The organism is Nocardia sp. bgisy134 (assembly GCF_965341865.1).
Lineage (GTDB): Bacteria > Actinomycetota > Actinomycetes > Mycobacteriales > Mycobacteriaceae > Nocardia.
The window spans coordinates 44,733-57,986 of the sequence record NZ_CBDQZP010000017.1; the positions used below are offsets into that span (position 1 = coordinate 44,733).

At 71.4% G+C, this 13,254-nt stretch carries 13 protein-coding genes; 5 read left to right on the forward strand and 8 right to left on the reverse strand.

Annotated elements, in window-relative coordinates; all coding sequences use genetic code 11:
- Window positions 1-103: 103 nt before the first annotated feature.
- Together ACRWNM_RS26795 and ACRWNM_RS26800 are read right to left on the reverse strand one after the other, a co-directional pair.
- Window positions 104-1,621, reverse strand: a complete 1,518-nt coding sequence (locus ACRWNM_RS26795) for a DUF7059 domain-containing protein (RefSeq protein ID WP_431970868.1) — start codon at window positions 1,619-1,621, stop codon at window positions 104-106.
- Between the two features lie 95 nt (window positions 1,622-1,716).
- Window positions 1,717-2,457, reverse strand: coding sequence for a VOC family protein (locus ACRWNM_RS26800; protein ID WP_431970869.1), 741 nt, complete (start codon window positions 2,455-2,457; stop codon window positions 1,717-1,719).
- A gap of 198 nt (window positions 2,458-2,655) precedes the next feature.
- Here ACRWNM_RS26800 and ACRWNM_RS26805 point away from each other — a divergent pair, with 198 nt between their 5' ends.
- Window positions 2,656-3,942: an MFS transporter gene (locus ACRWNM_RS26805; RefSeq protein ID WP_431970870.1), complete on the forward strand. Its 1,287-nt coding sequence runs from the start codon at window positions 2,656-2,658 to the stop codon at window positions 3,940-3,942.
- Between the two features lie 4 nt (window positions 3,943-3,946).
- Here ACRWNM_RS26805 and ACRWNM_RS26810 read toward each other — a convergent pair whose 3' ends face one another.
- The gene (locus ACRWNM_RS26810; protein WP_431970871.1) at window positions 3,947-4,363 is read right to left on the reverse strand and encodes a DUF3099 domain-containing protein; all 417 of its coding nucleotides are present in this window, start codon (window positions 4,361-4,363) and stop codon (window positions 3,947-3,949) included.
- Between the two features lie 107 nt (window positions 4,364-4,470).
- Between ACRWNM_RS26810 and ACRWNM_RS26815 the strand changes: the two genes are divergently transcribed.
- On the forward strand, window positions 4,471-4,707 hold the full coding sequence (locus ACRWNM_RS26815) for a DUF3039 domain-containing protein (RefSeq protein WP_431970872.1): 237 nt from the start codon (window positions 4,471-4,473) through the stop codon (window positions 4,705-4,707).
- A 17-nt stretch (window positions 4,708-4,724) separates the two neighbouring features.
- On the opposite strand, the gene ACRWNM_RS26820 is transcribed toward ACRWNM_RS26815, so the two are convergent.
- Window positions 4,725-5,834, reverse strand: coding sequence for a YihY/virulence factor BrkB family protein (locus ACRWNM_RS26820; protein ID WP_431970873.1), 1,110 nt, complete (start codon window positions 5,832-5,834; stop codon window positions 4,725-4,727).
- A gap of 165 nt (window positions 5,835-5,999) precedes the next feature.
- Here ACRWNM_RS26820 and ACRWNM_RS26825 point away from each other — a divergent pair, with 165 nt between their 5' ends.
- Window positions 6,000-7,766 (forward strand): DEAD/DEAH box helicase, encoded by a 1,767-nt coding sequence (locus tag ACRWNM_RS26825; RefSeq protein ID WP_431970874.1) that lies wholly within the window; start codon window positions 6,000-6,002, stop codon window positions 7,764-7,766.
- A gap of 82 nt (window positions 7,767-7,848) precedes the next feature.
- Here ACRWNM_RS26825 and ACRWNM_RS26830 read toward each other — a convergent pair whose 3' ends face one another.
- Window positions 7,849-8,445: a TetR/AcrR family transcriptional regulator gene (locus ACRWNM_RS26830; protein WP_431970875.1), complete on the reverse strand. Its 597-nt coding sequence runs from the start codon at window positions 8,443-8,445 to the stop codon at window positions 7,849-7,851.
- A gap of 104 nt (window positions 8,446-8,549) precedes the next feature.
- Here ACRWNM_RS26830 and ACRWNM_RS26835 point away from each other — a divergent pair, with 104 nt between their 5' ends.
- The gene (locus ACRWNM_RS26835) at window positions 8,550-9,290 is read left to right on the forward strand and encodes an SDR family NAD(P)-dependent oxidoreductase (protein WP_431970876.1); all 741 of its coding nucleotides are present in this window, start codon (window positions 8,550-8,552) and stop codon (window positions 9,288-9,290) included.
- Between the two features lie 3 nt (window positions 9,291-9,293).
- Here the strand turns inward: ACRWNM_RS26835 and ACRWNM_RS26840 are convergent, their stop codons facing one another.
- Complete coding sequence (locus ACRWNM_RS26840; protein ID WP_431970877.1) at window positions 9,294-10,073, reverse strand: AraC family transcriptional regulator; 780 nt, start codon at window positions 10,071-10,073, stop codon at window positions 9,294-9,296.
- A 55-nt stretch (window positions 10,074-10,128) separates the two neighbouring features.
- Between ACRWNM_RS26840 and ACRWNM_RS26845 the strand changes: the two genes are divergently transcribed.
- Window positions 10,129-10,701 (forward strand): class I SAM-dependent methyltransferase, encoded by a 573-nt coding sequence (locus ACRWNM_RS26845; RefSeq protein WP_431970878.1) that lies wholly within the window; start codon window positions 10,129-10,131, stop codon window positions 10,699-10,701.
- Window positions 10,702-10,708: 7 nt separating this feature from the next.
- Here the strand turns inward: ACRWNM_RS26845 and ACRWNM_RS26850 are convergent, their stop codons facing one another.
- Together ACRWNM_RS26850 and ACRWNM_RS26855 are read right to left on the reverse strand one after the other, a co-directional pair.
- Window positions 10,709-11,257: a hypothetical protein gene (locus ACRWNM_RS26850; protein WP_431970879.1), complete on the reverse strand. Its 549-nt coding sequence runs from the start codon at window positions 11,255-11,257 to the stop codon at window positions 10,709-10,711.
- Complete coding sequence (locus ACRWNM_RS26855) at window positions 11,257-13,152, reverse strand: DEAD/DEAH box helicase (RefSeq protein WP_431970986.1); 1,896 nt, start codon at window positions 13,150-13,152, stop codon at window positions 11,257-11,259. The genes ACRWNM_RS26850 and ACRWNM_RS26855 overlap by 1 nt, the downstream gene beginning before the upstream one ends.
- Between the last annotated feature and the right edge of the window lie 102 nt (window positions 13,153-13,254).

The following is a 13,254-nucleotide window of genomic DNA, read 5'->3' on the forward strand; positions in this document are numbered from 1 at the left end:
GCGGTTTCGGTCACCTACGTCTGAGAAGTTCCTGAGAACCCCCGCGGGTGGGAACGGCTCCCTGTCCGATGCCTCCGCCGACGCATACCCGGTTGCCCTTTGCTTACACGGGCTCGATCAACCCGTGCCGGACCAGTCCGGCGACGACGGTCAGCGCGTCGGCCGCGAACTCCGGCGTCACCTCCTCGAATCCGTGGGCGAGCGCCAGCAGTTCGATCAGCTCGTACAACGGCAGCCCGTCCGGCCGCATTCCCGCGACCAGCGCGATCGTCGTCTCATCCACCTCGTGCTGCCAGCGCGGACCGTCGCCGCGGTGCAGCCGCGCGACGCGCTCCTGCCAGCCCTCGGGGCCCGCGAGGAACACCCGCTCCAGCGCGGTCGCCTCGCCGACCGCGAAACGTGCGGACCAGGCGAGGTTTTCGTTCCCGGCCACCGTCCGCAGCCAGGCCGAACGCTCGAAATAGGCGCTCGCCTCGGCGCCGAGCGGGTCGTCGAAGCCGTGCGTCAGGTCCTCGGCGAGCAGTTCGGTGGGGCCGTCGACGGCGCGCAGATAGACGAAGCCGAAGCCGATGCCCGCCACGTCGGCGGCCGCGAACGCGTCCAGCCACTGCTCGGCGCGCGCCTGCGCCGCCGGATCGCGCGGGTCGAGGCCCGCGTCGCGCAGCCAGGTGCCGACGTAGAGCGCGGGGTCGGCGACGTCGCGCTGCACCACCCAGGCGTCGACGCCCTCGGCGGGCAGCCAGGAGGACACGCGCTGGCGCCAGTCCTCGCCGTCGACGTGCACCCAGGCCGCCAGCATGGCCGCGGTGCCGCCCGGCGCGAGCAGCTCCGGCGCACGCGAGACGACCAGTTCGCTGGCCCCGTCCAGCGCGAGACCGGAATCACGGTAGGAGTGCTCGATGCGCGCGGGCCCGACGACGAAGGGCGGATTGGCGACCACTTGGTCGAAGCGCCGCCCGGCGACCGGTTCGAACCAGGAACCCTCCAGCAGTTCGATGTCGATGCCGTTGAGCGCGGCGGTCGCCTCGGCGAGCCACAGCGCGCGCGGGTTCACGTCGGTCGCGGTGACGGTGCGCCCGTAGGACGCGGCGTGCACCGCCTGCACGCCGCAGCCGGTGCCGAGGTCGAGGACCGAGCCGACGGGCCGGGTGGGTGTGGCGCGCAACAGCGACAGCGACGCGTGGCCGACGCCGAGCACGTGATCCTCGGTGAGGGTGCGCCTGCGCATCGAGTCGTCCAGATCCGACAGGATCCAGCGGTTGCCCTCGCCCGCGTCCAGCGGACGCAGGTCCAGCGCCGCGCGGACCTCGTCGCCGTCACGCGCCAGCAGGCCCGCCGCGACGGCCCGCTCGACATCCACCGGTGCGAGGGCGGCCGCCACCTCCCGCTCGGGCAGGGCGTCGCCCAGCAACAGCAGCCGGATCAGCGTGCCGAGTTCCCCGGCCGCACGCGCGGCCCGCCGCACCGGCACGGGCTCGGAACGGCCCAGCGCGGCGTGCACGTCCGGACCCAGCGCCGACAGCAGGGTGTCGGCGTCGTAGCCGACGCGGGTCAGCGCCGTCCGCAGCTCCGGGCACAGGGCGGTGAGCAGGGATCCGGTCGTCGTCTGGTTCGTAGGCACATCGGTACTCTGCCACCGCTACCGGCGGGCATCCGCACCCTGTCGCCCGTGTCACCGGGAGACGGAGCGCGGTGTGGGTCGAACTCGGCTGCGGATCACACGCCGTTCGGGTCGCGGGCGGTGATGCAGTACACCGCGTCGGCCGGATCGGTCATCACGATCCAGTGCTCGTGGCGCTGCACCAGACCGGCGCCGAGCGACTGGTGCCAGGCGGCGGTGGCCTCGATGTCGGAGGAGGCCAGATCGATGTGGGCGCTCGCGGGGCGGTCCTCGCCGAGGCGTTGCAGCAGCAGCTGGACCGGCAGCGTCTCCTCGGCGCGCAGGCGGGAGAATTCGGCGAGGCGGCCCGGGGTGTGCCGCCAGCCGGTGAGATCGGCCCAAAAACGCGTCTCCGCTTCGTGATCGGCGGCGCCGATGTCCAGGCAGACCTGGTCGAGGCGGGTCAGCGTGCCATCGGGGGCGCGGAATGCGGGGGCGGGGCGGCCCTTGGCCCGCCCGCTCGGGGTGAAGCAGAAGATCTGGCCGGACGGCGAGCGGAGTACCGCGTAGTCCGGGTGGTTGGCGACCAGTTCGGCGTTCAGGTCCAGCGCGGTGCGCACGGCGGAGGCGATGTCGTCGACGTCGAAGTCCAGGTGCACGCCGCCCAGGCCCTGCACCGACTGCATCTTGACCCCGGCCGCGGCGAAGAGCGCCGGATCGGGCAGCAGCGTGAGGAATTGGTCGTCGCCGCCGCGGCGTGGTGAGAGCTGGGTGCCGGTGATGGTCGACCAGAAGGCCGCGCAGTCGTCGAAACGTTGTGCGGGACGGTCGAGGAACGCCCAGACCCAGCGAATCATCTTGTCTCCTGTGCCGCGCGGGACGCGCCCGCGACCGCCGACGTGGTCACCGAGCGACGGCGCACGCGATCGCGCTGCCGTGCCCCCGGACACAGTAGGGCGCGGCCGGAGGGCTGTCGAACCGATTTGGCGGAATCTCGACGTTCTGTGGCATTCGTGCCACTCGTTCGGTGCGCGGTTTTCCGGCAGTCTCAGCGGGTGACCGAACTGCGCACCGCCCCCACCGAGCCCATCGATCCGGTGCCGCCACGATGGCATCCCGCCTGGGGCGTCGCGGGGGTCGGCTTCGTCGCGCTGCTCGGCGCGGCCGCGTTCCGCTCGGTGCCGAGCGTGCTGATGGATCCGCTGCACGCGGAGTTCGGCTGGTCGCACGGCACCATCGGACTGGCGGTCTCGCTGAATCTGCTGCTCTACGGACTCATTTCGCCGTTCGCGGCGGCGCTGATGGACAAGTTCGGCATCCGCAGGGTGGTGGCCTGCGCGCTGGTCCTCGTCGCGGCGGGCAGCGGGCTGACCGTCTTCATGACGCAGGCCTGGCAACTGGTCGCCACGTGGGGGTTGCTGGTCGGCGTCGGTGTCGGCTCGATGTCGATGCCGTTCGTGGCGACCATCACCGGGCGCTGGTTCGTGCGGCATCGAGGGCTGGTCACCGGCGTGCTGACGGCCGCGGGCGCGACCGGGCAGCTGATCTTCCTTCCGCTGGTCTCGGCGCTGGCGCACGAGCACGGATGGCGGCTGCCCGCGCTGGTGGTGGCCGGCGCCGCGCTGGCGGTGGCGCCGCTGGTGCTGTTGTTCATCCGCGATTTCCCCAGCGACATGGGCGTTTCGGCGTACGGCGCGGAACCGGGCTCGGCGGTGGGCGTGCGTACGACGGTGAGCGGCGGCGCGACGCGGGCGCTGACCGTGCTCGCGCGAATCGCGCGGACGCGCGGATTCTGGCTGCTCGCGGGCGGTTTCGCGGTGTGCGGCGCGTCGACCAATGGCCTGGTCGGCACCCATTTCGTCAGCGCGGCCCACGATCACGGAATGCCGCCGAACACGGCGGCTGGCCTGCTCGCGCTGGTCGGGGTGTTCGACGTGGCGGGCACCATCGCCTCGGGGTGGCTGACCGACCGGGTCGACCCGCGCTATCTGCTGCTGGCGTACTACACCCTGCGCGGCGCGTCGCTGCTGATCCTGCCCTCGCTGTTCGCGCCGCACACCGAGCCGAGCATGTGGGTCTTCGTGATCTTCTATGGCCTGGACTGGATCGCGACAGTGCCGCCGACCGTCGCGCTGTGCCGTGAGCTGTTCGGCGAGGACGGGCCCGTGGCCTTCGGCTGGGTCTTCGCCTCACACCAGATCGGTTCGGCGATCGCCGCGACCGGCGCGGGCGTGCTTCGCGACCTCCAGGGCAGCTACGACACGGCTTGGTATGTGGCGGGCGCGCTGTGCGGGCTGGCGGCGCTGATGTCGATCGTCATCCGCAGGACGGTCGCCGCGTGAGGGCTCAGCCGTCGATGGCGTTGTGCGGCCGGGACTCGATGGCCCGGTGCGGGCGGTCCCAGCGGCTCGGCTCGTCCTTGCGCCGCGGCGGGCGGTCGTTGGCGATGAGCACCGCGATCCACGGCAGCGGGATGGACGCGCCGATGATGAGCAGCGAGATCAGGGCGTTGCCCCACGCGCTGTAGGCGACCGCGGCCAGCACCAGCGCGGGAATGCGGAACGCCATGAGGATCGTGTACCTGCGCACCCGCGCGCGATGCTGATCCTCCAGCGAGGGCGCGGCTTCGGTGATGAGCACCGGGTGCTTCTCGTCGTTGCCGGGGAAATAACCCCGCGAGCGTGGAGGGCTGGGAGGTGTGACGTCCGGGCGAACACCGCGGCCGATGTCGTCGGCGTCGGGGGAGTCGCCGTGCTGCTGCATACCTCGAGTCTTCCACTCGGTGTTCCCGGCGCACACACCGAGGTCGATTCGTCACCGGCGCCGGGCGCGGGCGCGCCACGAGGCCGTCATACGGCATCATGGAATCCGTGAGTACCGACACCCTGGTTCGCCCGGACACGACCACCGACGAGACGACGGGCGACGACACCCCGAAGTTCTTCCACTACGTGAAGAAGGAAAAGATCGCCGAGAGCGCCGTCATGGGCACCGTGGTCGTGGCCCTGTGCGGCGAGGTGTTCCCGGTGACCCGGTCGCCCAAGCCCGGTTCGCCGGTCTGCCCGGAGTGCAAGAAGGTCTACGAGAGCCTGCGCAAGGGCGACTGAGTCCTCGAACCGCGTGACTACCCCGAGCTGCGCACCGCGTCCCGCGTGGCCGGGGTGATCCCGCACGCCGATTCCGGGTGGCTCGCCGCGTCGGCTTCGGCCTCCTCCTCCGGCGTCTCGCCGCGCACCTGGTTGGAGATCCACTCCTTCATCTGCTCGATGCGCGTCGCGCGGGCGGGCCAGAATTCCTGCACGGCGGCATTGAATTCGGCGCCGAGGATCACCGCGAAGCCGAGGAAGAACGTGAACAGCAGGAAGGCGATCGGGGTCGCCAGCGCGCCGTAGCTCACGCCGGTCGCGGTGATCCAGGACAGATACCGGCGCAGTCCTTCGCTGGCCGCCATGAAGAACACGCCCGCCACCAGCGCCCCGCCGAACAGCCGGTGCCAGGGCAGCGTGCGGTGCAGCGCCAGCTTGTACAGGGTGGTCAGGCCGACGATGAGCAGCAGGCCGACGCCGGGATAGTAGAAGGCGTCCAGCAGCCGCAGTCCCGGCTCCCGCCACGCGTCCGGCAGGACCCGGCCGATCATGGACGGCCCGAGCGCGACGAGCGGCAGGATGAACACGGCCGCCACCAGGAACAGCACGTACAGCAGCAGCGCGAAGATGCGCTGCCACACCGGGTGTCTGGCGTCCTGTTGGTCGTGCGCTTCCACGATCGCGTCCACGAACGTCGCCATGGCCGAGGACCCGGCCCACAGCGAGAGCACGAAGCCGACCGACACCACCGCGCCGCGCCCACGGCCGAGCACGTCGCCGACGGTCGGTTCGATCAGATCGGTCACCACGGCCTCGCTGAACAGCTCGCGGCTGAACGTCATGATCTTGGATTCCACGATCTCGACGGTGTCGGGCCCGAACCAGCCGCCGACATAACCGAGACTGCCGAGCACCCCGAGCAGCAGCGGGGCCAGCGACAGGGTCTGCCAGAACGCGGCCGCCGCCGACTTGGCGAAGATCGAATCGTCCCAGGCCTTCTTGGCGACCCGGACGACGAGCCTGCGACTCTGCCGTCCGGCGTGCCGGACCCACCGGACGGCGACGTCCGAGCCGCGCGAGGGCGCGCCCGCGCCACCGCTGTGGATCGGCTCGGGCCCGCTCGCCGGTAGGGGTCTGTGGTCGGTCATCGTGTACAGCATCGCGCACTCGGCGCTCGCGCACCGGTCCGTCTCCGTATCGTGTCGGCGGGCAGCAGGTGAACACGGGGCACTGCGCGCCGAATTGTGTGATGCCGATCGCGCCCACCGCGTCGGTTTGGCGACACGCCGTCCCCGGCCGCTACTGTCTTCTGCGTGACTGGGTCGGATGGCGCTGCGGCGGGAGATGGAGCAACGCCGGGCGATTCGGGAAAGTCGCCAGCAGGGGGCGGTTCACTACGCGCGTGGCAGCGGCGCGCACTCACGAAGTACCTGGCCACGAAGCCGCGCGACTTTCTCGCCGTGGCCACGCCCGGCGCGGGCAAGACCACCTTCGCGCTGCGGGTGGCGGCCGAGCTGCTCGCCGATCGCACCGTGGACCAGATCACCGTGGTCGCGCCGACCGAACACCTCAAGCACCAGTGGGCGGCCTCGGCGGCCCGCAACGGCATCCAGCTGGACTCGCGTTTCTCCAACGCCACCGGCGGCACCTCCGGCGACTACCACGGCGTGGTCGTCACCTACGCACAGGTCGCCTCGCATCCCTCCCGGCACCGGGTGCGCACCGAAAACCGCAGGACCCTGGTCGTTCTCGACGAGATCCACCACGCGGGCGACGCCAAGAGCTGGGGCGACGCGACGGCCGAGGCGTTCGGCGACGCGACCCGCAGGCTGGCGCTGACCGGTACGCCGTTCCGCTCCGACGACAGCCAGATCCCGTTCGTCATCTACGAGCCCGACGAATCCGGCTTCCCGAAGTCGCGCGCCGACCACACCTACGGTTACGCCGAGGCGCTGGCCGACGGCGTCGTGCGTCCCGTGGTCTTCCTGGCCTACTCCGGTGACGCGCACTGGCGCGACAGCGCGGGCGAGGAACACTCGGCCCGCCTCGGCGAGCCGCTCAACGCCGAACAGACCGCGCGCGCTTGGCGCACCGCGCTGGACCCGGCGGGCGACTGGATCTCCGCGGTGCTGCGCGCCGCCGACATTCGGCTGCGCCAGAAGCGCGCCTCCGGTATGCCCGACGCGGGCGGCCTGGTGATCGCCACCGATCAGGAGCGTGCCCGCGACTACGCCGAACTGCTCGAACACATCTCGGGCGAGCGGCCCGCGCTGGTGCTCTCCGACGATCCCGCGTCCTCGAACCGGATCGCCGAGTTCAGCAACAACACCCAGCCATGGATGGTCGCGGTTCGCATGGTGTCCGAGGGCGTCGACGTGCCGCGCCTGGCCGTCGGCGTCTACGCGACCAGCGCCTCGACGCCGCTCTACTTCGCCCAAGCCATCGGCCGCTTCGTGCGTGCGCGTCGCGCGGGCGAGACGGCCAGCGTGTTCCTGCCCTCGGTGCCGGTGCTGCTCGATCTGGCCGCGCAGCTGGAGGTGCAGCGCGATCACGTCATCGGCAAGCCGCACCGGGAGAAGAACGGCCTGGACGACGAGCTGCTCGTCGACGCGGCCAAGCAGAAGGACGAGCCCGGCGAGGACGAGAAGAAGTTCATCGCGCTGGCCGCGGACGCCGAACTCGACCAGGTGATCTACGACGGCTCCTCGTTCGGCACCGCGACGTTCGCCGGCAGCGACGAGGAGGCCGACTACCTCGGCATCCCCGGCCTGCTGGACGCCGATCAGATGCGGGCGCTGCTGCGCGATCGTCAAGCTCGTCAGCTGGCCGACCGCGGCGAGGCGAAGCCCACGGCGCCCGCGCCGCAGGTCGCCGCGGCCGCGGAGCGGGTGGCCACCTCGGACCGGCTCGGCGAGCTGCGCAAAGAACTCAACAGCCTGGTGGCGATGCATCACCACCGCACCGGCAAACCCCACGGGGTGATCCACGGCGAGCTGCGTCGCGAGTGTGGCGGGCCGCCGACCGCGCTGGCCACCGCCGAACAGCTCGGCGATCGCATCGCGGCACTGCGTCGTCGGTGAAGCGCTGTCGTCGGTGAAGCGCCATCGTCGGCAAAGTGCCACGTACGGCGGCGTCGGCGAGGAATCCGCGCATCGGTAGCGCTCAACCCGCGGGCCAGGCCGCCATCGCGCAGTCGATGGATCGGGTGAGCTCGTCCAGCGCCGCGCCGTCCCTGGCTTGGATGGACAGCCCGTAGAGCATCGTCGTGTAGAACGCGGCCAGCGACGCGGTGTCGGTCTGCGCGGGCAGATCGCCCTCGTCGACCCCGCGGCGCAGGCGCGCCTGGATGTGGTCGGTGGTCTCCTTGCGCTTGTCGACGAGGAAGTCGCGCACGCCGGTATTGCGGGTCGTGTAGGTCGCACCTGCCAGCACGACCATGCAGCCGTGTGGTTTGTCCCCGACCGTGTAGGCCGCGGCGTTGTCGCGCAGCATCGCCTCGATGGCGGCGCGGGCGGTGGGCTCCTCGCGCAGGGCGCGGTCGGTGTAGCCGCCGTCGGTGCGGCCGTACAGCTCGATGGCCTCCCGGAACAACGCTCCCTTGCCACCGAACGCGGCGTACAGGCTGGGCGAGTTGATGCCCATCGCGGCGGTGAGATCGCTCATCGATGCGCCCTCGTAGCCGTGCTCCCAGAACACCTCCATGGCCCGGCGCAGCGCGATCGAGCGGTCGAAGGCCCGGGGACGACCCCGTTCTGCCACGGCGGACTCCTTTCTGTGTCGATCGTTAAATATACCTCTTGACGCCGCAGCGGCCGTGGGCTTAGCTATTTATGTACTGATCGACACAAAAAGGAGGAGTACCGATGTCCGACCTGACCGGCAAGGTGGCACTGGTGACCGGCGGCAGCAGGGGGATCGGAGCGGCCATCGCCCGGCGACTGGCCGCCGCGGGCGCGGACGTCGCGCTGACCTACCAGAGCGCGGAAACCGCCGCGAATTCCGTGGTCGCCGAGGTCGAGGCGCTGGGCAGGCGCGCGATCGCCGTGCGCGCCGACAGCGCGGACGCGGGCGAGGTGGCGGACTCGGTGCACCGCGCCGCCGCGGAACTGGGCAGGCTCGACGTGCTGGTGAACAACGCCGGGATCTTCCCGAGCAAGCCCTTCGAGGAGTTCACCGTCGAGGAGATCGACCGGGCGCTGCACGTGCACGCCCGCGCGGCGTTCGTCGGCGCCCAAGCCGCCGTCGGACACATGACCGAGGGCGGCCGGATCATCAGCATCGGCACCAATCTCACCGATCACGCCCCGTTCGGCGGCCTCGCGCTCTACAACCTGAGCAAGTCGGCGCTCAACGGATTCACGAAGGCGCTGGCGCGCGAGCTCGGCCCGCGCTCGATCACGGTGAACCTGGTGCAGCCGGGTTCGACCGACACCGACATGAATCCGGCCGACGGCGAACACGCCCCGACCCAGGTCGGTCTCTCCGCACTCGGCCGCTTCGGGACCGCCGACGACGTCGCGTCCACCGTGGCGTTCCTTGCGGGACCCGCGGGCCGCAGCATCACCGGCGCGATGCTCACCGTGGACAGCGGCGCCAATGCCTGACGCTCAGCCGGTGAAGTAGCGGCCCGGCGAGACGCCGACGGTCCGCCGGAAGGCCGCGACATAGGCGCTCGGCGTGGCGTACCCGACCCGCCCCGCGATCCTGGCGATCGGCAGGCCCGCCGCGAGCAGCGGCAGCGAGGCAGCGAGGCGGACCTGGGTGCGCCACTGCCCGAAGCCGACGCCGGTCTCGGCGAGGAACAGCCGGGCCAAGGTGCGCGTACTGGTCGCCACGTCGGCGGCGAACTCCGCCAGCGTGCGCTGGTCGGCGGGGTCGCTGGTCAGCGCGTCGGCGACGGCTCTGGCGCGAAGATCCTCGGGTTGTCGCGCTCCGATCGGGATGACGTCCACCGGCTCGAGCAGATCGAAGATCACCGCCTCCGCGCGTTCCCGGCGCGCGGCGGTGCGGGCCGCGGCAGGCGTGGGCGCGGTGAGGTGATCGAACAGTTCGTGCAGCAGCCGGGTCACCCGCACCATCGTCGGCACGGTGTAGGTGACCGGGCAGCGATCGGGTTCGAGGAAGATGCCGCGCATCGCGGCGCCGTCGGCGGTGCCGGTGCGATGCGGGTGGCCGCCGGGAATCCACAGCGCTCGCGTCGGCGGAAGCACCCAGTGCCCGTGGTCGGTCTCGACGACCAGGACTCCCCGTGCGGCCCAGGCGATCTGGTGCTGCGGGTGGGCGTGCGTGTCGAACCAGTGTCCGGCGGGCAGCGCGCCGACGCCGAACACCATGGCGGTCGGGCCCGACGGGGCCGGATACAGCGCGGGTTGGCCGTTGCGCGACACAGTGTGTCACCGTAGCCTCTCGCGAACGGGGCCGGGGATTCCTAGCGTCGAGTGCATGCCGATGAACCTCTTGCACCGCATGCTCTGCCGATCCGCGCTCTGGGAGCGCACCAGCGCGACGCGCATCGTGCCGTGGGCGCTGACCGGGCTCGATCTCGGCGCCGCCGCGCTGGAGATCGGTCCGGGCTACGGCGCGAACGTGCGCACCCTCGCGTCGCGCACCGGCGCTCTCACCGGACTCGAGATCGACCCCGGCCTCGCCGCGCGGCTGCGCGACAGGCACGGCGCGGACATGACCGCCGTCGAGGGCGACGGCGCCGCTATGCCCTTGCCGGACAGCGCATTCGACGCCGTCGTCTGTTTCACGATGCTGCACCACGTGCCTTCGGCCGCTGTGCAGGACGCGGTGTTCGCCGAGGCGCTGCGCGTGCTGCGCCCCGGCGGGGTGTTCGCGGGCAGCGACGGCCTCGACAGCCGCGGTTTCCGGCTGCTGCACGTGGGCGACACCTGCGTGCCGGTGCCCCCGGACACCGCGGCCGAGCGACTGACCCGCGCCGGCTTCACCGACGTCGATATCGAGACGGGGACGACGAGTTTCCGCTTCCGCGCGCGCCGTCCCGCGGCCTGAGCCGTTCTCAGGCCGGTTCGAAGTAGCGGCCGGGGTCGAGGGTGTTGATCGGCGTCCAGCGCGGCTGTTCGGTGCGGACGTCCGAATCGTTGTGCGCCGCTTCGAAATATCCCCGGATTTCCAGCGCCAGCCGCGGGTTCTCGTCGACCCGGCGCGCCATGTCGTAGAGCGTCGCCAGCACGTGGACGCAGCGATCGGTGCGCGCCGAGCACGAGCAGTCGACGGCCGCGAGCTCCGGTGCCGGAGCCACACCGGCGGTGACGAGCGCGCGATGCATCTCGTCGGTCAGCAGAGTGGGATCCGGGATCACTTCGGCGATCGCGGCGACCGACTGACGAGACAGCGGCGCGACCTCCAGATGGGTCACCGAGGCCTGACCGCCGCGATGGATGTGGGCGCGCACGACGCGGCCTTCGACGGTGGCCTGGACCCCCTGATTGCGGGCGATGCTGCGGGCGCGGGGCAGCAGCGGTTCCGGCCGGGTCTGGCGCAGCGGCTCGGCGAGCCGCACCCAGTCCATGCCCCAGGGGGTGTAGCCGAATTCGTTGTCCGCCATCAGTTCTCTCGCTTCCGCCGCAGGATCTCGACGAGCTGGTCGTCGTCGAGGCGGGCCAGCGCCGCGATGCCCGCCGAGTCCGAGAGGTCGGTCAGCGCGGATTTGCGGTCGTGCATGCCCGCGATGTGCTCTTCGACGGTGGTGCCGGAGGTGAGCGTGGTGATGGTGACCGTGCGGGTCTGGCCGATACGGTGCGCCCGGTCGGAAGCCTGCGCTTCCACCGCGGGGTTCCACCAACGGTCGAAGTGGACGACGTCGGCGGCGCGGGTCAGGGTGAGCCCGGTGCCCGCCGCCCGCAGGCTCAGTACCAGCACCGGCGGCCCGTCCGCGGACTGGAAGTCGCGCACGATCGCGGCGCGCTCGGCCTGGCTCAGCCCGCCGTGGAAGAACGGCGCGGTGACGCCGAACTGTTCGGCCAGATGGCGGACCAGCAGTTCACCGGTCTGCCGGTACTGGGTGAAAATCAGTGTCGGCGAATCGGTCTCGAGGTTGGTGGCCACGATGTCGGTGCACAGATCCAGCTTGCCGGAACGGCCCGGTAGTTCGGCGAGGTCGCCGGTCACCAATCCGGGGTGGTTGCACACCTGCTTGAGCGCGGTCAGCGCGGCGAGCACTCGGCTCTGTCGTTGTGCGCCGGAACCGAACCCGTCGTCGATGGCTCGGTCCAGCAGCCGGTCGTAGAGCTGCTCCTGTTCGGCCGTCAGGTCACAGAGCAGATCGGTGTGGATCTTGGCGGGCAGCGTCGCCGCGACCTGGAACTTCTTGCGCGCCAGCACGACCGGTTCGATGGTGTCGCGCAGCCGGGCGGCGGCCACGGCCGAACCCTCCTGGATGGGCCGGACGAAGCGGCGGCGGAACTGCCCGCGATGGGCGAACAGGCGCGGCGCGATCAGATGCAGCAGCGCCCACAGTTCTTCGAGGTGGTTCTCCACCGGTGTGCCGGTCAGCGCGACTTTCGCGGGACTGGCGAGCGCACGGGCGGCCTTGGCGAGCTGGGTGCGCGGATTCTTCAACGCCTGCGCCTCGTCGAACACCGTGCTCGCCCAGTCGCGTTCGGCGAGCACGTCTCCGTGCCGCCGCAGGATCGGGTAACCGGCCACGACGACGTCACCGGGGCCCGCGGCCGGCTCGCCGCCGCGCCAGGCGATCGGGCGCAGATCCGGTGCGAAGCGGGTGATCTCGTGCGCCCAGTTCCCGACCAGCGACGTCGGACAGACCACGAGTTGCGCGCCCTCGGTCGCGCGTCCGAGCAGAAAACCGATGGCCTGCACGGTTTTCCCGAGACCCATCTCGTCGGCGAGCACCGCGCCGCCGAAGGCCGCGGTGGTCTCGGTCAACCAGCCGACCCCGCGCGCCTGATAGGGGCGCAGATCGGCGCGCAGCGTGGTCGCCAGGTTCGCGGCCATCGCCTCGGTGTCGAGCAGCGTGCGCAGCGCGCGGGCCCCGGACACGATCGCGGTGCCCGCGGCGTCCGGTACCGCGTGGGCCGCGGCGGGCAGCGCGCCGCCGGGTTCGCCGCCGCGTAGCACGGCGTGCCAAGCCCGGAGCGACGCGCCCGCGGCGGGCAGCCGCGGCGCGGCGAGCGCCTCCGTCGGAATCGCCCCCGAGCGGCCCGGTTCGGTCTCGGGCCGCGTCGAGGTCGTCGCGGCGACCGCGACGCCGGATGCGCCCGTGGTTCCCGGTGTGGTCCCCACGATCGACACCGCACCCAGGTCGAGTGCGGCGAGTTCCGCGGGTGGGATCAGCGCGCAGTCGACGTCGGTGATCTCGATCGCTCCGCGCGCGCCGGTGGGCACCGCCAGCGCGAGCGTCTCGCGATCACCGAGACCGGCGGGCGCGCGTCCGGTGCCGTGGCCCGTCCAGATCCACAGCGCGAAGAGATGGCGGTCGGGCAGGTAGGTGGCCTGTGTGCTGGGCAGAGCGAACCCCTAGATCATCGTATGGTGTACGGAGTATCGTGACAACGTACACCGTACCGGGTTTGTTCCGAGGAGTCC

Bases quoted from the DNA above. Each gene is read 5' to 3' on its own strand.
- ACRWNM_RS26800 (WP_431970869.1), bottom strand. From the start codon at position 2,457: ATGATTCGCTGGGTCTGGGCGTTCCTCGACCGTCCCGCACAACGTTTC.
- ACRWNM_RS26810 (WP_431970871.1), bottom strand. From the start codon at position 4,363: ATGCAGCAGCACGGCGACTCCCCCGACGCCGACGACATCGGCCGCGGT.
- ACRWNM_RS26820 (WP_431970873.1), bottom strand. From the start codon at position 5,834: ATGACCGACCACAGACCCCTACCGGCGAGCGGGCCCGAGCCGATCCAC.
- ACRWNM_RS26835 (WP_431970876.1), top strand. From the start codon at position 8,550: ATGTCCGACCTGACCGGCAAGGTGGCACTGGTGACCGGCGGCAGCAGG.
- ACRWNM_RS26845 (WP_431970878.1), top strand. From the start codon at position 10,129: ATGCCGATGAACCTCTTGCACCGCATGCTCTGCCGATCCGCGCTCTGG.
- ACRWNM_RS26850 (WP_431970879.1), bottom strand. From the start codon at position 11,257: ATGGCGGACAACGAATTCGGCTACACCCCCTGGGGCATGGACTGGGTG.